The organism is Bacillus cereus group sp. BfR-BA-01330, from assembly GCF_022663885.1.
Taxonomy (GTDB): Bacteria; Bacillota; Bacilli; order Bacillales; family Bacillaceae_G; genus Bacillus_A; species Bacillus_A cereus.
The window spans coordinates 207,575-229,465 of the sequence record NZ_JAKUGK010000005.1 but is presented as its reverse complement, the minus strand read 5'-3'; the positions used below and the strand labels follow the sequence as shown (position 1 = coordinate 229,465).

Genomic DNA, 21,891 nt, shown 5'->3' with positions numbered 1-21,891 from the left:
CTCCACGTTTTGTTTAGTCGTTTTAAGACTTAAACTAAAACGAAGGTAGGGAGAATTGATGGACGAGAGGATTATTCGTTATTTCTTCAGCGACATATAGCGTAGTTAGTTTTTTCGTAAACTAACTGAAAGCTACATGTGAGCTCGTAGTTAGTTTACAACACAAAAAGGACTACTAACTACGGAAAGAAGGAATAACGATGAGGAACATCCAAAGTCGGCAAATTATTAAAGAAATTTTTATGGTTTTAATCGGTTCATTTATTTTAGCAGCAGCGCTATATCACATTCACTTCCAAAACCACTTAACAGAAGGTGGCTTTGTAGGAATTGCACTATTCATTCAAAACTTTTATGATATTTCACCATCTATTTCAACTGTATTAATGGATATCCCAATTATTTTACTGTGCGCTTCATTTTTAGGTAGAAAAATGGTTGGTTATTCATTCCTAGGTTCAATTTCATTCGGAGTATTTTATTCCTTTATGGAAAATTATTCTCCATTTACGGTAGATTTATCAAATAACTTATTTATAGCTGCAGTAGTTGGCGGTGCGTTAGCTGGTATTGGACTCGGTTTTATATTACGATTTGGCGGTGCAACCGGTGGAGACGATATTTTAACAATTGTATTAAGTAAACGAACTCGTTTTACAATTGGGCAAATTTTCTTCGTCTTTGACGCGATTGTTCTTGCGCTTTCATTATATTATTTAAATTGGACAGAAATTGCTTTTACTATTCTTTCGATTGCCGTACAGGCAAAAACATTGGATTTAATTTATTATCCAAAAACAGAAAAAACAGCAGAAAAGCAGCCAGTATCTGTTCCAATGTCCAAAAAACATGCAACGAATTAAAAAAGCGAAAGGCTTCGGCCTCTCGCTTTTTTTATGCTCTTTTTTCTTTCTCGACTATATGGCGCACTTGATAAAATCTATTTGCAAATTCAGTAACGTTTCTTGTTAAACGATAATTCACTGTAGATCCAATTGCCATTCCAATTACCGGTATACCTTGGAATAATTTACGACGAAGAGCATAAATCGAAAATGTCTTCAAAATTTGTTTTAACACAACCTCAGTAGAAGCTGTTTGTAGCACTGCTTCGTCTCCTTCGTAAAAGAACGAATCTTCTTGCTCCAGCTCTTGCAATAAATTGTACCATGCATATTGCTGAAGTCTTCCTGGTAGTAATGACGCATGAAACACCTTTAACGCAAGCATCATTTCATACGGCTTGTTCACATCATGTCCAAATGATGTTGCAATAAGTTGGACTGCCTTCACATTTAACGCGATCATAACCGGAAAATCCGCCGTTAATAATAATAAACCTCCAGCACCTGTTGCCCCACCTTGTACAAATGAATATAGACGATGACGTGCTGTTTGCTGCTCTGCTATGTATGTTAATTGATCAATAGATAATGCTTTCAAATCTTCAAGCTGTTCAATCGATTCATCAAATAACCTTGATGTTCCTAAAATCCGATTACGTGCATCTAACTGTGCTTGTGAACTTTGAATAAATGCATGCAAATGAAAGAGCCATCCATCTGCTTTCGTGAAGAATTCTTTTCGCTTTTTCTCAGGTAATTTCGCAACTGTAGCATGTAACCATTTATCAAACACTTTTTGAAAATCGGTCGCTTCTTGCTCAACTAATTGCGCTTCCCATTCTTTTATATTGTCTAAAATGGCTTGTTCTCGCTTCGATCGCATCGTAACAACCACCTCGTTCGATTTTTTTCTATTGTAACATATTTCTGCTTATTCTTTGCAAATATGCTTGTCTATCTTTATTCACATACCATTTTTGAATGGCATAAAATATTAACAAAAAGGATGAGATAAATCACATGAATCTATCCGATATAAAAAAAGAATATAATGCGGTATTCAGCTTAGGACAAAACTGCTGGCCCGCTTGGGCATTATATCAATTAGAATTATCACCATTTTTTGGCGTTATTGATTTTATGCTAAGTCCCTCATTAGAAAAAGTGAATGTATTATTACAAAATCGATTTGACCGCTTTTTAAATTTCGAAAATTTATCCTTCATCTCATTTTGGGATGATGATGCAAAATTAAGATTAAGGGACAACCTTTATGAAATTGACTCCTGTCATGACTTTAAAACAGATGTAAATACACCAACTTCTTGGCCTTCTTATACAGAAATTAAGTTAAACTATGAACATCGTATTAATCGTTTTCTAGCTACAATTGAAACGGCAGAATCCATATTATTTATTCGAACTGGAGGAACATATGAAGAAGCATGTTCCCTAGAACAAATTTTATCTCAAATCGTTACACATACATTCTCTGTCCTGTTACTAATTCCTGCCGATATACCAACTATCACCCAAGAAGATTGGGGATTACAACGTATTTGCGTTATGAAATGTCCTATTATGGATGTATACCAATACAATGAAGCATTTTGGAAAGACTTATTTGATGGAATTACAATTAGACCGCACACTTAAATACACGATACTTTTATCACACCATACATTATAATCGTCCTTATACAAAACAAATAAGGAGTGATTCTATATGTATCCACGTGCAAAAGCTTTCGGTCTTGCTATACATCAAGATCGCCTTCTCGTACAAGAATATTATACAGAAGGCGAAATATATTATCGTCCTCTTGGCGGTTCAATTGAACTTGGTGAAAAATCAGCACATACTGTTATTCGGGAGTTTAAAGAAGAGCTTCATACGGAGATAGAAATCACCAATTATTTAGGGTGTTTAGAAAATGTCTTTCATCTCGATGGAGACATTGGTCATGAAATCATTCAACTATATTCTTTGCGTTTATTAGACACGTCACTATATGAAATGAAAATATTAAATATACAAGATGAAGAAACAGTAGCGTATGCGAAATGGATTCCTATTACGGCATTCATTCAGAAAGAAAAAATATTATATCCAGATGGAGTTTTAAAATACATCCAAAAGAAAAAAGACGAAATCCTATAGGATCTCGTCTTTCTTTTCATATATTAACCAATATCTCCAAGACGTAGTACGTCACGAGCAATCATAACTTCTTCGTCAGTTGGAATTACGATAATTTTTACTGGAGAGTGTGGGAAGCTGATGAATGCTTCTTCACCGAATACGTTATTACGTTTTGCATCGAAGTATACGCCCATGTACTCAAGGCCTTCTAATACACGCTCACGAATAATCGCACTGTTTTCACCTACACCAGCTGTGAAGATGATTGCGTCTACACCTTTCATACGAGCAGTGTAAGAACCGATGTATTTGTGGATACGGCTTACGAATACATCAAGTGCTACTTTCGCACGGTGGTCGCCTTCTTCTTCTTTCGCAATGATGTCACGTAGGTCACTAGAGTAACCAGTAAGACCTAACATACCACTCTTCTTGTTTAATACGTTAACTACTTCTTCTACTGTTTGGCCTGTTTTTTCCATGATGTATGGAATTAACGCAGGGTCAAGGTTACCAGAACGTGTACCCATTGTTACACCAGCAAGTGGTGTGAAGCCCATAGAAGTATCGATAGATTTACCGCCTTCTACTGCTGCGATACTTGCACCGTTACCTAAGTGACAAGAAAGTAAGCTTAAGCTTTCAATTGGACGACCTAATAATTCAGCCGCACGCTCAGTTACATATTTATGAGAAGTTCCGTGGAAACCGTATTTACGGATGCCGAATTTTTCATAGTACTCATATGGTAAGCTGTATAGGAATGCAGATTCCGGCATTGTTTGGTGGAATGCTGTATCGAATACTGCTACTGCTGGTACGTTTGGTAATACTTCTTGGAATGCTTTAATACCAACAACGTTTGCTGGGTTATGAAGTGGTGCTAAATCGCTTAATTCTTCGATATCAGCTAATACTTCATCAGTAATTAAAACAGAGTCAGCAAATTTTTCGCCGCCGTGAACAACACGGTGACCGATACCGCCAATCTCATCTAGAGATTTAACGATTCCGTTTTCAGTTAACTTTTTAAGAAGCATATTAACTGCTACTGCGTGATCTGGAATGTTTGTAATTTCTTTTTGTTTTTCGCCATCTACAGTAATAGTGAAGATACTATCTTCTAAACCGATACGTTCTACTAAACCTTTTGTTAATACTGTTTCACTTGGCATTTCAAATAATTGGAATTTTAAGGAAGAGCTTCCTGCGTTAATCGCGATGATTTTTGACATCTAGTCTTTCGCCCCTTTTTCTCTTGGTAGTTGTGTGGATGTTTCCACAAACCGCTCGATTTTATCTGATCAAATTCACCAAATATGAAAACGTTTCATCATTAGCAAATTTTATACTCACGATTTTAATTTAAACATCGTCCGACATATATTTCAAGTGAAAAAATTGTAACACCAAGAAAAAATATATATTACAGATTTCAAAAAAATTCAGTTAAATCTTGTATATATTTAAAAATATGACATATTATATAAAACTGTACTACATGAATCACTAATGCTGTTACATATACCCAGCTTTATTTATGTGTTGCAAACCAAGTATTTAATTGATCCATAATGTCTTCCATCGCCTTCATGTTAGAGAATTTAGGCAACTCCACTAATAATGCCTGTTTTGGCATTGTTACATTAGCGCCTTTCTTTTGGAGAACAAATATACTTTTTGCATTTTTCTCGTTTTTAAACATGGAAACAGGAAGCTGTAATAACCCTTGAATAAAGCATGTTTCTTTAATAAATGCATGTAATTTTGGTGCCTGGTCACTTTCAAAAATGAAGTTTGGTACTAAGAAGAATAAGTAACCGCCCTCTTTCGTATGTTTCACACTTTGTTCAATAAATAAGTGATGGGCATACGACATTCCTTCATCTGCTTTTAATTTATATTCACTTGCACCGATTTCGTTTGGATAATAACCAACCGGTAAGTCTGAAACGACTGCATCAACTGGATCGATATAAAGTGGTGCTAGTCCATCTTGATGGAAGAATTCGATTGCATGCTTTTGTAAATTTGCATTTACTAAAGCAAGTTTAATTAGCACTTCATCCACTTCTACACCAAATCCACTCATTGTTAGTCCTTCTTTGGCGCTATTAAACACTGTAGTCATTAAATTACCTGTTCCAATTGCAGGATCTAAAACTGTGATCTCGTTTTGACCTTGCATAAATTTATGGAATAAGTAACTCATGAACATTCCAACTGCATCAGGCGTCATTTCATGATTCGCTTGTACGCCTTCTTTCATTCCTTTTAAGATGGCTAACTGAAATGCTTTACGAATTTCTTCACCTTTATATGTTTCTTCATTAAACGTACTATATTCACGATTCAGCCTTTCAATTGCTGATTCGGATAATTCCTCTTGTAAAATCGCTCCCTCAAACAAGTTATCACCTGTTTCTACAAGCGCCTCTAAATATGTTACATCTAATTCTTTACGTAAAACTACCGCAGAAGAATCAAAAATAGAAAATAATGTTTCTACTGTCTGACTCACGTACATTCCTCCTTCTCTCTTTTACACATAACTTATATCATACCACAAAGTGATTTTTTCCAAAAAGAAAAAGCGACCTCCTGTAAAGAGCTCCCCTTTAGTTATATATGATATAACGTTTTTTCTCATATATCGATGCTGTTACAGAGCAATATATGAGAAAAAACGACCTCTTTATAAGAGGTCATTCTCTTCACATTACTTCGCAGATTTAGCTGCTTCTAATGCTTCTTCATAGTTTGGATGGCTTGTACCTTCGCTTACGTATTCTGCGTAAACTACTTTGTCATTGCTATCTACTACGAATACTGCACGAGCAAGTAAACGAAGCTCTTTCATTACTAAGCCATAAGCTTCACCGAATGAAAGGTCGCGGTGGTCAGAAAGTGTAACAACATTTTCTAAACCGTTTGCTGCACACCAGCGTTTTTGAGCGAATGGTAAATCAGCGCTAATTGTTAATACTTTCGCGTTTTCAATACCTGCTGCATCTTGGTTAAAACGACGTGTTTGTGCATCACACACACCTGTGTCGATTGAAGGTACAACACTAATTAATTTCACTTCGCCTTTGTATGTTTCTAAACTTACTGGAGATAAGTCGTTTGCTAATACTTGGAAGTTTGGCGCTTGATCGCCAACTTTAACTTCTGTTCCAACTAAAGTCATTGGATTACCTTTAAAAGTTACGTTTGCCACTTGAAAATCCTCCCTTATTTAAACAAAATATGTACAATGTAAATAATAGTTTGTCCCTATCGATAATGCAAATAAAATCGCTTTATTTACAAAAAAATTAAAGAAGCTAACCTATTGATTAGCTTCTTTATTCGTTAAATTTGAAATTCAGGATCATCTTCTTTTCGTTTATCCATCATTTCTTTCACTTTATCAACAGCTTGTGGCGCTAATTCAATTATTTTATCGATGACGTGTGTTTGTTTATCTAAGTGCAATACTTTCACACCATCTCCATTTATAACAAGAAAGGCAACAGGATTAATAGAAACTCCTCCACCACTTCCCCCGCCAAATGGATGACGACCTGAATGTTCTACTTTACCAAATTCACTTCCACCAGCAGCAAATCCGAAACTTACTTTCGAAACTGTAAGAATTACGCTTCCATCTGCCGCTTTAATTGGGTCACCAACAATTGTATTTACATCAGTCATTTGTTTTAAATGCTGCATTGCTGTTGTCATTAAACCTTGAATTGGATGGTCCATTCTATATCCCCCCTATGCTTGAACAGATTTTTCTGTCATACCAGATCTTTGTCTTCTCATAAATACGAGTAATTTGACGCCAGTTTTTATAGCGCGGAATATACGAAAAGATGCTGTTAACTCGCATCTTGATGCAAATCCTTTCCCTTGAAAAACTGGGGTAATTTCAAATTCTGGTACGTCGACAATATGCATATATTGTCCGACAACTCCAGCAGCCATACCTTTTGTCCCCCATGCATATCCAGTGACAATTCCAGTACTAGCTGCATCGCCTGCTCCAATTTGTGTATGCCATTTCCAACCATTGATTTTCACTCGTTTGAGAAAATCTTTAACAATAGTATGAACTTCTTGAAGCTTTTTTATCAGTTCACCAATGCTGTCAAGTTGCGCCATAATTTTATTATCGAGTCCGCCGTCCTCTTCAGCTTTTTCGATTTTCTGTCCTGTCTTTTTCTGCTGTTTTTCAATTCTTTCCAACACATCAAATGTATATCGAATCATCCATATTTTCACTTGAAGCAAACATTGCTTTTCCATTTCTGAATATAAAAATGTCACCTTAAGCTTTATTTTCGACAATAGTATAAACAAAATAAAAAGAAGAAGAATTATTATTCCAATTACGAGCCACTTCATACGTATCATCCTTTCACTCCGTACCCATTATCGACAAGTTTATTCATCGTTAAACAGAGTTCTATAAGATTGAATATAAAAATTTTTCTAAAAATAAAAAGGTATTTTGACAATTTATATCGAAATATATTATTTGAACATATCATCAGGGAACGGACTCTAATGATATGTAGCACGAAAAACAGAAAATTTAACTGCAGTGGAGGGATACATAATGGCAGATCGTCGCAATTTATTTTTCTTTTATGGTGATGACAAAGCAACGCTCGTTGAAAAAATGAAACCAATCTATCGTATTTTAGAAGAGAATGGATTTACCATATTAGATCATCCAAAAAATGCAAACGCTATCGTCAGTGTTGGAGATGATGCAACCTTCTTACAAGCCGTTCGTAAAACTGGTTTTAGGGAAGATTGCTTATATGCAGGGATTTCTACGAAAGATGAAATTTCGTTCTACTGCGATTTCCATATTGATCACGTTGATACAGCCCTTCAAGAAATTACAAAAAATGAAATTGAAGTGCGAAAATATCCAACAATTCAGGTAGATGTAGATCACAGTACATCTTTCCATTGTTTAAATGAGTTCTCATTACGTTCTAGCATTATTAAAACATTCGTTGTAGATGTTCATGTTGATGATTTATATTTCGAAACATTTAGAGGGGACGGTTTAGTAGTTTCTACCCCAACAGGAAGTACTGCTTACAATAAATCATTGCATGGTGCAGTTGTTGACCCGCTTATCCCATGTTTCCAAGTAAGCGAACTAGCATCTTTAAACAACAACACTTACCGTACGCTCGGTTCACCTTTCATTTTAAATCACGAACGTACATTAACTTTAAAACTAAGACCAGACGGTAACGATTATCCTGTTATCGGCATGGATAACGAAGCGCTTAGCATTAAACAAGTGGAAAAAGCTGTTGTACGCTTAAGCGATAAACAAATTAAAACAGTTAAATTAAAAAACAATTCTTTCTGGGAAAAAGTACAGAGAACGTTTTTATAAGATTAAAATAACCGCAGAATTATGGAATTCCATAATTCTGCGGTTATTTATTTACCCCGATTGACGCGAACAATACTCTCTTACTATCCGGCCGTTATTCTTGTCAGTTTTTGTCGGTAATTCGATATATTCCGAAAACCGCTCATATATTTTTACGCATCTTTTCTATAGACAACTTGGCCATCTATTACGGTCATTTCTGCTTGTACTTCTTTTATTTCTTCTGCCTCAATTTCAAAAATATTGCGGTCTAATATTGTAAAGTCTGCTTCATATCCTTTTGTAATTTGCCCTCGCTTCGCTTCTTTTCCAATTGCATAGGCACTTCCTGTTGTAAATAAAGAAACAGCCTCATATACCATTAATCTCTCCTCAGGCATATAGCATACACCGTCAATAAAACTTCTACGTGTAACAGCGCTATATATGCCTAGAAACGGATTTACTTGTTCAATGGGAGCATCTGAGCCACCGTTGCAGTGTAATCCTGCTTCCAGTAACGTCTTCCAAGCGTACGCATAACGAAGACGGTGCTCGCCTAGTTTTTCAATGACTGACGGAAAATCTGATGAAAGAAAGACTGGCTGTATATCGATAATGGCTTGCAAGTTTTTCATTCTTTCTATCAACTCTTCACGAGCAAGCTGACAATGAATAATGCGGTCACGTAACCCTTCTGCTGGTGGATATAATTCGAGTGCATCAATGACATATTCAAGCGATAAGTCACCGATAGTATGAATCGCAACTGGCATATGTAAATCTCGTGCTTTCTTTACTAATTCCGCAAGTTCTTCACGTGAGAAAATCGCAACTCCATTTGTTTCCTTCGCATCTTCATACGGTTCACTTAATAATGCTGTTCTTCCGCCAAAAGAACCGTCAGAGAAAATTTTCATTGCTCCAAATTCAATATAATGTTCATTTTCATATTCTTTTCGTTCATGTGCTACTTCATGGTGAACGAGCAAATGGGCTTTAAATGGCATTTCTTTTATAACGTGAGAAAACGCATTATATGTTTTTCTAAAACCACCATAATAATTTAAATCTTCCGTATGCCCGCCAACAAGTCCGTATTTCCAGCAATCTTTAATCGCTGTTTGCAGAGCTCTTTGTAAATAAGCTTCATCAATTTCTGGCTGAACATGTTTAATTAATTCTTGCCCTTGTTCATATAAAAGCCCTGTTAACTTATTTGATGAATCCCTACCAATTTTCCCGCCTTTTGGATCTTCTGTCGCTGCTGTTATATTCGCTTCTTGCAGTATGTATGCATTCACCCATGTAACGTGACGACAAACTCTCTTTAATAAAATGGGATGTTCTTTCGAAATTTCATCTAAATCACGCGCGTGAACATCTTTCGTATCTGTAAAGTTATTTTCATTCCATCCTTCTCCAATAATCCAAGAGCCCTTAGGAGCTTCTTCCACTCGCTTCTGAACAAGAGTAAGCACTTCGCCATAAGATGTACAATTTGATAAATCTAGACGGAGTAATCTCTCTCCATGCCCAATAAGATGCATATGACTATCAACGAGACCTGGGATCATTGTTTTGCCTTTTAAATCGTACAATGTAACCGCGGCATATTGGTTTTCTAACTCTTCTTTACTTCCAACATCAACGATCGTACCGTTTTCAATGTAAACAGCGTCCACTTTTTCATTTTCTTCTCTCATTGTGTAAATGGTGCCGCCATACCAAATTTCTCCCATATATCCCATCTCCTTTATTTTTTATTGTATAAAAAAAAGCACCATTTCAAAACATGGTGCTTTTCTAAAAATTACTTTTGTTCAGTAGTAGACGTTGTAACTTGCCATTCAATATTAAATTTATCTTTCACTTGTCCGTATGCTGGGCTCCAGAATGTTTCTTGAAGTGGCATGATAACTTCTCCACCTTCTTGTAACTTATCGAATACTTCTTTTGCTTTTTCTGCATTACTAATTTGAATTGCGATTGTTACTTGAGATCCGATTGCATGCCCTTGACCTGGGAATGTATCAGAAATCATAAGATCCGTATTACCAACTTTTAAAGTAGCGTGTAAAACGCGCTCTTTCGCTTCAGCTGGAATCGGGTATTCTGGATTTTCAGGCATGTCACTAAAAGTTTGCATGACTTCTACTTTTGCATCTAAAGCCTCTTTATAAAACTGTACAGCTTCTTGCCCACTACCATCTAAAACTAAGTACGGATTAATACCTAAAATCATACGGACACCTCTTTTTTAAATTTATAAAATCGAACTTGTGTTCGTTTTTATTTTATCATTGATTTACATTTCATTCAACTATTTACTTCACTGTTTTCAAAATTATTTTGACGGAATCTCCATCTCTTGTTTTCTAAGTTCAATACGGCGAATTTTCCCAGAAATCGTTTTTGGTAGTTCATCTACAAATTCAATTTTGCGAGGGTATTTATATGGTGCAGTGAGTTCTTTGACGTGTTGTTGGAGTGTTGGAATTAGTGTTTCTTCGTTCTTTTCTATATTCTCTCTTAATACGATAAATGCCTTCACGACACTTCCACGAATTTCATCAGGACTTGCGACAACTGCACATTCTCTTACGTAAGGATGTTTTACAAGTGCATCCTCTACTTCAAACGGCCCGATTGTATAACCAGAGCTAATAATGATATCATCGCCGCGCCCTTCAAACCAGAAGTAGCCGTCTTCATCTTTCTTCGCTTTATCACCTGTAATATAATAATCACCGCGAAATTGCATCGCTGTACGCTCATCGTCTTTGTAATATTGTTTAAAGAGGGCCGGCGTTTCAATGTGAACTGCAATATCACCAACTTCGCCTACTTTAACTGGAGTACCTTCCTCATTTACGATATCGACATGGTTACCTGGCGTTGGTTTCCCCATTGATCCTGGTCTAATATCCATCCCTTTCATTACACCAACAAGTAATGTGTTTTCCGTTTGCCCATAGCCGTCTCTCACTGTAATATGAAAGTGCTTTTTGAACGTTTCAATGACTTCTCTATTTAACGGCTCACCTGCCGATACAGCGCTATGTAATGCCTCTAAATTGTACTGGCTTAAATCTTCTACCTTTGCCATTAATCTATACTCAGTCGGTGTACAACAAAGTACATTCACCTTATTATCGTCTAATAAGTTTAGGTACGTTTTCGGTTCAAACTTACCGTGATATACAAACCCTGTTGCCCCTGATCCTAAAGTTGCTAAAAACGGGCTCCAAATCCACTTTTGCCAGCCTGGACTAGCTGTTGCCCATACAATATCATTCTCTTCAATTCCCAGCCAATTTGGAGCGCTCGTACGTAAATGAGCGTATGCCCACGCATGTGTATGAACGACACCTTTTGGATTTCCTGTCGTTCCTGACGTGTAAGATAAAAAGACCATATCTTCTTTATCTGTCTTCGCCATTTCTAACATGTCACTCTCTGTTTCTAACGCTGTTTTTAAATTAATCCATCCATCTACTGACTGCTCGCTCAGGACAAATTTTCGAAGAGATTCCATCGCTTCTATATCATCAAACTGCCTAATATACGGCTCATAGCTTACTATCGCTTTTACTTCTCCATGTCCAATTCGATATTCTATATCTTTTTTACGTAACATTTCCGAGCTTGGAATTACGACAAATCCTGCTTTAATAGCAGCAATATACGTCATGTACGCTTCAATTAAACGCGGCATCATAATGAGAAGCTTGTCCCCTTTTTGCAAACCACTTTTTATAAAAGCGTTTCCAATTTTATTCGCACCTTGCATTAATTCAGCGTATGTAACTTCCCTTCGATTCCCTTTATCATCTTGCCAAATTAAAGCTAACTTCCCTTTATCACCTGTATATTTCTCTATTTCAGAAACTAAATTATAAGACGGTGGCGCCAACAATTCTTCTCGCTTCATAAAATATCCTCCCTTTTCTTTATGCCTCCTTTATATAATAAAGAATTTTCAGTTAATTTTGAACCCTCTTCTTTTGACAAATTTTTCAGTTCTGTCGAATTAGTAAACGAAATTACATCGACTTACCGACAAATAGCGACACAACACAAAAAAGAAAGAGCGGGAGAACCCGCTCTTTCTAAGCCATCATATGGGATTATTTTTGGTAACCGCCTAATTGTTGCTCAGCTAGTGAAACTAGACGTTTAGTGATTTCACCACCAACAGAACCGTTAGCGCGAGCTGTTGCATCAGCTCCAAGTTGAACACCAAACTCTTGAGCGATTTCGTATTTCATTTGGTCTAATGCTGATTCAGCACCAGGAACCGCTAATTTATTTGTGCTACGTGACATGTTATATCACCTCCTTGTGAGTATAGAGTGTGATAAATAACATGACTTCATACACGTTTTAGATATGGTAATTTATGGTTTTAGAAAAGTTCTTCAAATTTTTCTTCTTCCGCCACTACTTCTACCGTTTGTAATACCATTGTTTCTTTGTTCGCTACAGCTTCATCGATTAATGGTGTGAAATCGTATTTCGCTTCAAAACGATTTGCTTTTTCACGTTTCGGCTTCGTCGCTGGGCTTGCTGGTGTGAATACAGTACAGCAATCTTCATATGGACGAATTGAAATATCATACGTGCCGATTTCTTCAGCGATTTTAATAATCTCTAATTTATCCATCGTAATAAGCGGACGAATAACTGGGTAGTTTGTTACTTCGTTAATCGTATGCATACTATCTAACGTTTGGCTTGCTACTTGTCCAAGACTTTCACCAGTCGTAATTGCAAGTGCGTTACGCTCCTCAGCAATACGTTCTGTAATACGCATCATCATACGGCGCATAACCGTCATTGAATAGCTAGATGGGATTTCTTTATTAATCGTTTTTTGCACTTCTGTAAACGGAACAAGGTGAAGCGTTACTCGTTTACAATACTTCGTTAACTCTTGTGCTAAATCGATTACTTTTTGTTTTGCACGCTCACTTGTGAAAGGTGGACTATGGAAGTGAACTGCTTCCACAGATACGCCGCGTTTCATCGTTAAGTAAGCTGCTACTGGGCTATCAATACCACCAGAAAGAAGTACCATTACTTTTCCGCCAACGCCAACTGGTAAACCGCCAGCTCCCATACGCTCATCGCACATGATATAGCTATAGCCACTGCGGATCTCTACGCGTACATTTACATCTGGATTATGAACATCTACTGTAATATCTTCTGTATTTTCTAGAATGTGTCCGCCAATCTCAGGTAATAATTCCATCGTTCTCATTGGGAAATGCTTATAAGAACGGTGTACAGTAATTTTAAATGTTTTCACATCACCTTTTACTTGTAAGAAAGCTGCTAATGCACCTTCTTTAATGTCTTCTAATTCTGATGGTACTTTCATCGCTAAGTTAAACTTATGAATACCAAATACATCCTTCAATCTTTCAGAGACTGCTTCATGATCTTCACCATTTAACTGGATGTACATACGATCATGTGTTGCATCGATTTTAATATTTGGGAATTTTTTCAGTTTGAACTTCACGTTATCTTTTAATGTGCTTACAAACTTAGAACGGTTCTTACCTTTTGTCGTCATTTCTCCGTAACGCACTAAAATATATTCATATTTCAACATAATTTCTTTACCTCATCACTTCATATAATTTTGGCATCGTCTCTTTTACAATACCTTCAAATTGTTTTACTTCTTCCATTGTGTTTTCTGGTGCCAAACTAATACGAATAGCGCTTGCAGCTGCTGCATGCGGCACTCCCATTGACACTAACACTCTGCTCACTTCATTTGCTTTTGAAGAACAAGCAGATTTCGTTGACACATATACACCGTGTTCTTCTAAAGCATGAACGACTACTTCTGGTTTTAAACCAACAAATGATACATTTAAAATGTGCGGTGCTGCATATGCAAGCGACGTGTTAATCGTTACATCTTCCATCTCTTTAAAGAAACGAACAAGCTCTGCTTGTAAACTTTGCAAATGAGCTACCTTTTCTTTCACTTGTTCCATTGTCATGCGAAGTGCTTTCACCATCGCTACAATGCCAGGTAAATTCTCTGTACCAGAGCGATACTTAAGCTCTTGTTGACCACCTGATAAAATCGGATCTAATCTTACGCCATCGCGTACATATAGAAGACCCGTTCCTTTTACACTGTGGAATTTATGTCCAGATATTGAGCAAAGATCAATATGAGACGCATATAAATCAAGCGGTACTTTCCCTATCCCTTGTACATGATCTACATGGAATCTTATTTTCGGATGATTCGATAATAACGTTCCAATTTCAGCAACGGGCTGAATTGCTCCAGTTTCGTTGTTCACATGAATAATTGACACAAGAATCGTATCTTCACGAAGTGCTCGTTTCACATCTTCTACCGACACAACACCATGCTCGTTAACCGGTAAATATGTTACATCAAACCCGAGTTCTTCTAATTGCTTATATGCCTCAAACACAGACGCGTGTTCAATATTTGTTGTAATGATATGTTTGCCACGCGAACGATTCCTCATCGCTATCCCTTTAATCGCAAGGTTATTCCCTTCTGTTCCACCTGATGTGAAAATAATTTCAGAAGGTTTAACACGAAGAAGCTGCGCTGCAATCGTTCTTGATTGTGTTAATAGACGCTCTGCCTCTCCTCCAAGCGAATGAATAGAAGAAGGATTACCAAAATATTTCCCAGCAACCGTCACGTACGATTGAAGAGCTTCTGGATATGGCTTCGTCGTCGCACTATTATCAAAATAGATCATCGTTCTTCCCCTTTCAGCGCTATCACATCGTATAATCATATCATAAATACGTGTCATTACGCTAAGACTACGCAAAGGTTCCGTTTTATCTCGATTGGTGAAGGCTAATAATTGTCGAGGATGCCCTCCTATTACAGTTTCACTTTATCCCGCATGAACAGGCAATAAGACTCTCACCTTAAAATCCAGTTAGAGCAAAGAAGTTAGGTAGGAGTCGGGCTGTCCGTAAATGCCCGATTGGTGAAGGCTAGTAATCAATGGGGATGAATCCTCCTACTGATTACAGTTTCACTTTATTTTGAAACGAATAACCTTGCTGTATTCCGCTATTCATTATAGCAACATCGTCTGCAAAATTACACAAAAAAACAAACCCTTTTATGAAAGGGTTTGTTCATTGTCTACATATTCAGCTATTTTTTGAACAACGCCAGGTTCAAGTTGCTCTAATACTGAAGCCGCTTGTTCTAAAGCTGCATCATATTGATATTCACGGAATAATTTCTCAGCATAATTTAAACTTTCTGCTAGGTTTTCATCATGACTACGGTAACGGTTACCGTACTGAATTAATTTTTCCACTAAATATGCTTGTCCAATTAACTCTTCTGTCATTTCAGCCACACCGTTCACAGTTGTGTATGCTTCTTCTAAACTGCTATTTACAGCGTTCATATTTAACGGCTTCACTTCTAATTGTTCATATACAGCTTGCATTGCCATTTGCCCTCTTTTTAAATCTTCCATAATACTCTCTGGAAGACCTGGCAAATTCGACTTTTGCATAAAGCGTTTCGTTTCGAAAATAGTATTTCGCATTTCTTGTAACTTCTCACGTGCTTCAAATTCTTCTTTGCGCATCGCTTGCAGCATTTCTTTATATTCTGCATGAAGTACTTTTAACGTTTCACATTGCTCATAAACCTCTTCTAGTTCCTCACGAATAATAGAGAAGGCAATATCTTGTTCTGCAACGCGTAATTGTAGCATTTCAAAACGTTTCGTTAAAATGTGCATTTGCTTTTCAATTACTTTTTGAGACTCAATGTCTTTATCTTGTAACTGATAGCTTTGTTTCACAAGTTGTGTTTCTGTTTTCGTTTCAATCGTTTCGATACGCATTTCTTCTAAGTCATCGTAAACAGAAAGTGTTTTTTGCTCCACATAATGTCTCGCATGTACTTCTTGTTCCAATTGATCGTAGAAGCCATCTAAACGTGTTTTTAAATTTTCTACTTTTTCAGCCGCTTCTGTTATATGAAGCTCCTGTATATCCATTAAACATGTTTGTAGTTGTTTCGTCATATCGCGAACTTCTTTAGGGACTTCCAAATAATCTAATACATAACCTTGTCTTACCATATCATTATGTCCGTGTAATAAATCTTCCAGCTGAACTGGTAACGTCGCTTGACACTCTACCAATAAATCTGGAATTTGGTGAATAATGATTTCTAAATCTGCTAAACCTTCTTCCAAACTAATAACAATTTCTCTCGCTTTTAAATAGTCGCCATTGTTTGTTGCTTCTTCAAAGGTTTTAAATTTCTCAGATTCAGCGTCTAGCATCTCTTCGATTTTCTGCTCTGCTGCTCCATACATATGTCTATGAGCAAGAACACTCTTTTTCATACTACGATATGTATCACGTAACCCTTCAATTTCCGAGCTATTTTTCTCATGGCTTTCTAACAATTGCTGTAATTCATTTAAAATGTCAGTAATACGATTATCAGCGTCATCTAAACCACTTATGGATTCGTTCATCGCATGCTTTGCTTTTCGGAAGGAGAATTGCGAGGCGAATTTTCGCGCTTGCGCTAAATCTTTGTCAGCTTTCGGAAGGGTTGTTGATACAATTTCATCCCATTCTTCACGCCATTTACCAAACAGTTCTTCTGTTTGACCCGTCATGTTTAAATCTTTTACCCGTTTTAGTTCATCTGCCACAGGTTTATCTTTTATCTCTTGTTTCCACTGCTCCAGTGCTTCAATATCTTTATATGAACGATTTCTTATCACAAGCTCTATCATGAGCAGCACTAGAATAGAGCTTACTACAATGATAACGATCGTCAGGATAGAATCCATGCAAAAAAGCCTCCTAGTTATATCTCTTTTTTTGTCCGTTCCGTTTATGAAATGGAAGGCATTATGTATAAAAAGGGAATTCCCCTATATTTAACAACTAACAATGTACTAATCATACCATGTAATGGTTTGTTTTTGACCTAGTTTTTTTTAAAATTTCATGTTTCTTTCAATGTGATTGTAATCTTTCTCAATATTCCGCCTACCTCACTACCTATCCTCAAATGATTGTAATAACAAACAATCTTTCGTATGGGATACGAAATAAATTTTCCGCATGAGTGGTGGTTCAACAGAAATTACATGTACATTTCCTTGCCTTACAGATTGCTCCACTGCCCTTTCTGGAAGTAACGTGATACCAAGGCCAGCTTTTACCATTGCAAGCATCGGTTCTGCGTAAGATGTTTCCACAGCTATAGTTGGTTTTACACCTATTTCATGAAACATGTTCATAATCATTTTCCTTACATCACATATTTCTGGATATACAATTAATTTTTCATTGTGTAGCTCTTCTATTTGAATGACTATCTTCTCTTTGTACGGATGATTATTTGAAACGGCACAAACAATTTTCTCTTGTTGCACTTCTTTTATATACGTAGCACCTTCTACTACTGAATCGATGAACATCGCGTCAATCTCCCGCGCTTTAAATAAATCTCTTAATACTTCCGTATGCCCGATTTGCCATTCCACTTCGAACTCACCACCTAATATATCTTTACATTCTGATATGTAATGCTCCGCTAAACTCGGTAGTATACCAATTGAAAACTTCCGGTTCTCTTGATACCCCCTCATTTCTGTTTTCACTTCATTTATTTGCTCCAAAATCGGTAACATTCTTTTTATAAATAACTCTCCTGCCTCCGTTAACTCTACTCCTTGCGCAGAACGCTTAAGTAACGTAACCTCTAAATCCGCTTCTAACTTTTGAATTTGTTTACTAAGCGCTGGTTGCGATATATGTAAAATCTTACTTGCCTTTGATAAACTTCGCGTATGCTTCACTTCAATAAACGATCGTACTGCCTCCAAATCCATCGTACACACCTCTAACAAAAAGTTATAACCGTTATAAGAAATCGATATTTCCTCCTATAAACAATTACTCTTTATACTTATTTCATCAACTTACTATAACGAAATGTAAAGGGGAAAGATACTCTTGAACAAAAAACAAATGCTACTCGGATCCTTTCTATGCTTACTCGCTGTCACTGCCTGGGGATTTATGTTTCCTGTAATGGCAAATGCTCTGCAATTTATCGATCCATTCTTCTTCACAACGATTCGCTATGGATCAGCAGCTATTATTTTTCTTATTTTGCTATTAATTACTGAAGGAAAGACTTCACTCCGCTTAGAAAAAAGAACACTTTCTCTATTCTTTTACGGGACAGTCGGTTTCGCGGGGTATGGTTTTCTCGTTTTCTACGGACAACAACTTGCCGGACCTTCCGGAGCAATCCATGCAGCTATGATTCAATCCCTTATGCCACTGATTGCCTTATCACTGCAATGGATAACGAAAAATCGCCGCCCACAAAACTATACATTCCTTTGTATGTTTGTTGCATTACTTGGTGTTATGCTTGTCATTTCAAAAGGAAATATTCACTTATTATTTGGAGCTGCAAGCCACTTATCAACAAACATATTGATGCTATGCGGCGTTACTTGCTGGGTCATTTATACAAACGGGGGTGCTCGTTTTCAATCTTGGTCACCACTTAGGTACACGACATTAACTTGTTTATTTGGCTCCATTTCACTCATCGTTATTGTTACTTTCTTAACGTACACAAATATAGTTACTATGCCGTCACTGCGTACAGTTGTGAGCGTTCGTTTTGAGCTCTTTTATATGTCGATTATCGCAGGCGTTATCGCTGTATTTTGCTGGAATATGGGAAATCGCTATATTTCATCTATTAACGGCATATTATTTATGAATTTAGTTCCTATCCTTGCACTGATCGGTTCTATCTTTCGAGGTTATACAGTCGATAAAATTGAAATCGCTGGAGCTGCATTAACAATTATAGCGCTATTATGTAACAATTTATGGCAAAGAAAAGTAAACATAAAAACCCCCACCTCAGTTCGTTAGGTGGGGATTCTTCACATATGAACAGCTCTTGGCCATTCATGGTACATATTCGCCTTACATAATGCTTGTTCCATCCATTGCTCAATCTCTTTCGTGTACATTTCTATGAAAAATGTCTCAGACGGGAAAGAATGCAGTACTTCTGATATATATTGTGGATATAAAAACGGCATATTTATCATACCTTTTAATTGCGTCATAAACATTGTAAATGATACTTTCTGAAATTCTTTTTTCATTTGTCCTTGTCTAATCATTTGTTCTATATAATATCTTTCTTTAGAAAAATAAACGGTCATCACTTCACGAATTAATGTCGTATCAAGCGAAAGCTCTCGGTAGAAGAAACGTGTTAGTTCTCTATTTTCAAATTGATATCGTAAAATCCCGCGCATCATTTGCACCATCACATCTTTAGCCGACAAATACTCTCTCTGTTCAAACGACATTTCAATCACATGAATATATCCTTCTAAAAAATCAGTAATAAGCTGTTCTAATAAACCTTGCTTCCCAGCAAAATAATATGAAATATTCGCTACATTAACATCCGCTCGCTTTGCAATGTCTCGCACCGATGTTCCATCATACCCTTTCGTATTAAACAACGATATTGCCGCATCAATTACTTTTTGTTTCGTCTGCTTCATGCGCTCACTTCCCCTCACTGAACAGCTATAGTTTAAATTTCTTGACTTTTAAGACAAATTCCTTTAATTTTCTATCGACAAAGTCATGTGAAATACATCGTATTTTGCTAATATTTTACACATCTCGATAAAAAAGGAGCTGTTTCCATGTTTACTAAAGAAAGTTATGCAGGATCTCGCGTGCAGCAATATGAGACAGTAATTAAACAACTGGATGCGTTATTAACTGGCGAATCAAACGTAGTCGCAAACTTATCAAATGCGTCCGCATTATTAAACCAATTTTTAGATCGCGTTAATTGGGTTGGCTTTTACGTAACAGAAGGAAATCAGCTTGTCCTTGGACCGTTCCAAGGAATGCCTGCTTGCGTACGCATTCCATTTGGACGAGGCGTTTGCGGCGTAGCAGCTGAAACGAAAACAACACAGCTTGTAGCAGACGTTCACCAATTCCCAGGTCACATCGCTTGCGATAGTGCTTCTAATTCAGAAATCGTTGTACCGATTGTGAAAGAAGGAGCTGTCATTGGTGTACTTGACATTGATAGTCCTGAAAAGAATCGTTTTGATGAAGTAGATCAGCGCTATTTAGAAAAGTTTGTGGAAACACTCCTAAAACATATGTAAAAAGAAAAGAGCGAGTTATCGATTTAGTACGCCCTGTACAAAACCGATAGCTCACTCTTTTTTCATTGATTTACAGTAGATATTTTCTTTAATGCCTGCTCTAAATCAGAAACGATATCCTCCCACGATTCTAAACCGACTGATAAGCGTATTAAATTATCGAAAATGCCCATTTCTTTTCTTAGTTCAGCTGGAATCGCAGCGTGCGTCATCGTTGCTGGATGCTGAATTAACGTTTCTGTATCTCCTAAACTCACCGCAATTGTAATAAAGTGAAGATCATTAATAAACGCTTGCGTCTCTTCTTTTCCGCCTTTTACTGAAAAAGAAATAACACCGCCCCCGCGTTTCATTTGACGAGATGCTAACTCCCCTTCTGGATACCAAACACCTTCTACCGCATCATGTTTTCTTAGGAACGATACAATTTTTTCTGCATTATCACAATGACGATCCATTCTTACTGCTAACGTCTTTAACCCGCGTAATAATAACCACGCATCAAACGGTGCCATAATACCGCCAATATCCTTTCGCATCAGGCGAATCTTTTCAGCTAATGCTTTCGTTTTACAAATTGTTACGCCCGCTACAACGTCACCGTGACCACCAATATATTTTGTCGCACTATGCACAACAGCGTCACAGCCAAGCTCAAGCGGTTTTTGTAAATAAGGTGAACAAAATGTATTATCAACAATAACAAGTAAGCCATTTCGCTTTGCAACCCGAATCACTTGTTTTAAATCAATTAATTTCATTGTCGGATTAATTGGTGTTTCAACGAAAATAAGCTTTGTATTTGGGCGAATTTTATTTTCAATATCAACCTCTGTTTCCATATCACAAAACGAATGCGTAATCATAAATTTTTCTTCTAACACTTCTAAAAAACCGTACGTGCATCCGTATAATCCATTTGAACAAATAATATGATCTCCAGCCTTTAAAAAACCGATTAAAGTCGCTGAAATAGCTGCCATACCAGATCCGAAGGCAAGTGCCTCTTCTCCTTCTTCTAACACCGCCATACGTTCTTCAAATAATTTCACAGTTGGATTTCCAAGCCGTGAGTAAATATAAGATGGATCCACTCCCGCAAAACTCGCCTCTCCTTGCTGCGCAGTCTCAAATGTAAATGTAGAAGTTTGAAATAAAGGTGGTGTTAAACTTCCTTTATGTTCCTCAGGTGTATAACCGTGATGAATTAACGCTGTCTCCATATGCTTCTTTTTCATAAAAACATCCCCCTTA

Annotated in this window: 22 protein-coding genes; 6 read left to right on the top strand and 16 right to left on the bottom strand. The window is 36.9% G+C overall.

The window, feature by feature from the left end; genetic code table 11:
• The first annotated feature begins 200 nt into the window (after positions 1-200).
• On the top strand, positions 201-863 hold the full coding sequence (locus MR112_RS16350; protein ID WP_001244515.1) for a YitT family protein: 663 nt from the start codon (positions 201-203) through the stop codon (positions 861-863).
• 31 nt (positions 864-894) lie between these two features.
• On the opposite strand, the gene MR112_RS16345 is transcribed toward MR112_RS16350, so the two are convergent.
• Positions 895-1,728 carry an EcsC family protein gene (locus tag MR112_RS16345; protein ID WP_001256850.1) on the bottom strand — a complete coding sequence of 278 codons (834 nt, stop codon included), beginning with the start codon at positions 1,726-1,728 and terminating at the stop codon, positions 895-897.
• 137 nt (positions 1,729-1,865) lie between these two features.
• Between MR112_RS16345 and MR112_RS16340 the strand changes: the two genes are divergently transcribed.
• A complete protein-coding gene (locus MR112_RS16340; protein ID WP_001053728.1) occupies positions 1,866-2,501 on the top strand; it encodes a DUF1796 family putative cysteine peptidase in 636 nt (211 codons plus the stop codon).
• 70 nt (positions 2,502-2,571) lie between these two features.
• A complete protein-coding gene (locus MR112_RS16335) occupies positions 2,572-3,006 on the top strand; it encodes an NUDIX hydrolase (RefSeq protein ID WP_000283485.1) in 435 nt (144 codons plus the stop codon).
• Between the two features lie 23 nt (positions 3,007-3,029).
• Here MR112_RS16335 and ackA read toward each other — a convergent pair whose 3' ends face one another.
• From ackA to MR112_RS16310, 5 genes are all read right to left on the bottom strand, one after another.
• Entirely contained in the window at positions 3,030-4,223 is a 1,194-nt protein-coding gene (gene ackA / locus MR112_RS16330; RefSeq protein ID WP_000034575.1) for an acetate kinase, read from the bottom strand.
• A 299-nt stretch (positions 4,224-4,522) separates the two neighbouring features.
• Positions 4,523-5,509 carry a class I SAM-dependent methyltransferase gene (locus MR112_RS16325; RefSeq protein WP_000084367.1) on the bottom strand — a complete coding sequence of 329 codons (987 nt, stop codon included), beginning with the start codon at positions 5,507-5,509 and terminating at the stop codon, positions 4,523-4,525.
• A 198-nt stretch (positions 5,510-5,707) separates the two neighbouring features.
• Positions 5,708-6,208, bottom strand: a complete 501-nt coding sequence (gene tpx / locus MR112_RS16320; RefSeq protein WP_000024526.1) for a thiol peroxidase — start codon at positions 6,206-6,208, stop codon at positions 5,708-5,710.
• 134 nt (positions 6,209-6,342) lie between these two features.
• Positions 6,343-6,738 (bottom strand): GerW family sporulation protein, encoded by a 396-nt coding sequence (ytfJ, locus tag MR112_RS16315; RefSeq protein ID WP_000350003.1) that lies wholly within the window; start codon positions 6,736-6,738, stop codon positions 6,343-6,345.
• 12 nt (positions 6,739-6,750) lie between these two features.
• Complete coding sequence (locus MR112_RS16310) at positions 6,751-7,389, bottom strand: DUF2953 domain-containing protein (protein WP_002164419.1); 639 nt, start codon at positions 7,387-7,389, stop codon at positions 6,751-6,753.
• A gap of 205 nt (positions 7,390-7,594) precedes the next feature.
• On the opposite strand from MR112_RS16310, the gene MR112_RS16305 reads away from it, so the two are divergent.
• A complete protein-coding gene (locus MR112_RS16305; RefSeq protein ID WP_000785180.1) occupies positions 7,595-8,398 on the top strand; it encodes an NAD kinase in 804 nt (267 codons plus the stop codon).
• A 152-nt stretch (positions 8,399-8,550) separates the two neighbouring features.
• Here the strand turns inward: MR112_RS16305 and MR112_RS16300 are convergent, their stop codons facing one another.
• The 8 genes from MR112_RS16300 to MR112_RS16265 all read right to left on the bottom strand — a co-directional run bounded on the left by MR112_RS16300 (position 8,551) and on the right by MR112_RS16265 (position 18,291).
• Complete coding sequence (locus MR112_RS16300; protein WP_000503978.1) at positions 8,551-10,119, bottom strand: amidohydrolase; 1,569 nt, start codon at positions 10,117-10,119, stop codon at positions 8,551-8,553.
• A 71-nt stretch (positions 10,120-10,190) separates the two neighbouring features.
• Complete coding sequence (locus MR112_RS16295; RefSeq protein ID WP_242245130.1) at positions 10,191-10,622, bottom strand: VOC family protein; 432 nt, start codon at positions 10,620-10,622, stop codon at positions 10,191-10,193.
• Between the two features lie 102 nt (positions 10,623-10,724).
• On the bottom strand, positions 10,725-12,311 hold the full coding sequence (gene mbcS / locus MR112_RS16290; RefSeq protein ID WP_000817767.1) for an acyl-CoA synthetase MbcS: 1,587 nt from the start codon (positions 12,309-12,311) through the stop codon (positions 10,725-10,727).
• A gap of 196 nt (positions 12,312-12,507) precedes the next feature.
• Positions 12,508-12,705: an alpha/beta-type small acid-soluble spore protein gene (locus MR112_RS16285; protein WP_000091640.1), complete on the bottom strand. Its 198-nt coding sequence runs from the start codon at positions 12,703-12,705 to the stop codon at positions 12,508-12,510.
• 80 nt (positions 12,706-12,785) lie between these two features.
• Entirely contained in the window at positions 12,786-14,000 is a 1,215-nt protein-coding gene (gene thiI / locus MR112_RS16280; protein WP_000922337.1) for a tRNA uracil 4-sulfurtransferase ThiI, read from the bottom strand.
• Positions 14,001-14,007: 7 nt separating this feature from the next.
• A complete protein-coding gene (locus MR112_RS16275; protein WP_000638992.1) occupies positions 14,008-15,150 on the bottom strand; it encodes a cysteine desulfurase family protein in 1,143 nt (380 codons plus the stop codon).
• 378 nt (positions 15,151-15,528) lie between these two features.
• Entirely contained in the window at positions 15,529-17,241 is a 1,713-nt protein-coding gene (ezrA, locus tag MR112_RS16270; protein WP_000377303.1) for a septation ring formation regulator EzrA, read from the bottom strand.
• Positions 17,242-17,451: 210 nt separating this feature from the next.
• Positions 17,452-18,291, bottom strand: coding sequence for a LysR family transcriptional regulator (locus MR112_RS16265; RefSeq protein ID WP_000362534.1), 840 nt, complete (start codon positions 18,289-18,291; stop codon positions 17,452-17,454).
• Positions 18,292-18,415: 124 nt separating this feature from the next.
• On the opposite strand from MR112_RS16265, the gene MR112_RS16260 reads away from it, so the two are divergent.
• A complete protein-coding gene (locus tag MR112_RS16260) occupies positions 18,416-19,360 on the top strand; it encodes a DMT family transporter (protein WP_242245129.1) in 945 nt (314 codons plus the stop codon).
• Positions 19,361-19,371: 11 nt separating this feature from the next.
• Here the strand turns inward: MR112_RS16260 and refZ are convergent, their stop codons facing one another.
• On the bottom strand, positions 19,372-20,010 hold the full coding sequence (gene refZ, locus MR112_RS16255; RefSeq protein WP_242245128.1) for a forespore capture DNA-binding protein RefZ: 639 nt from the start codon (positions 20,008-20,010) through the stop codon (positions 19,372-19,374).
• Positions 20,011-20,157: 147 nt separating this feature from the next.
• On the opposite strand from refZ, the gene MR112_RS16250 reads away from it, so the two are divergent.
• Positions 20,158-20,637, top strand: a complete 480-nt coding sequence (locus tag MR112_RS16250; protein WP_000494340.1) for a GAF domain-containing protein — start codon at positions 20,158-20,160, stop codon at positions 20,635-20,637.
• Between the two features lie 62 nt (positions 20,638-20,699).
• On the opposite strand, the gene megL is transcribed toward MR112_RS16250, so the two are convergent.
• Positions 20,700-21,875, bottom strand: coding sequence for a methionine gamma-lyase (megL, locus tag MR112_RS16245; RefSeq protein WP_025689072.1), 1,176 nt, complete (start codon positions 21,873-21,875; stop codon positions 20,700-20,702).
• Between the last annotated feature and the right edge of the window lie 16 nt (positions 21,876-21,891).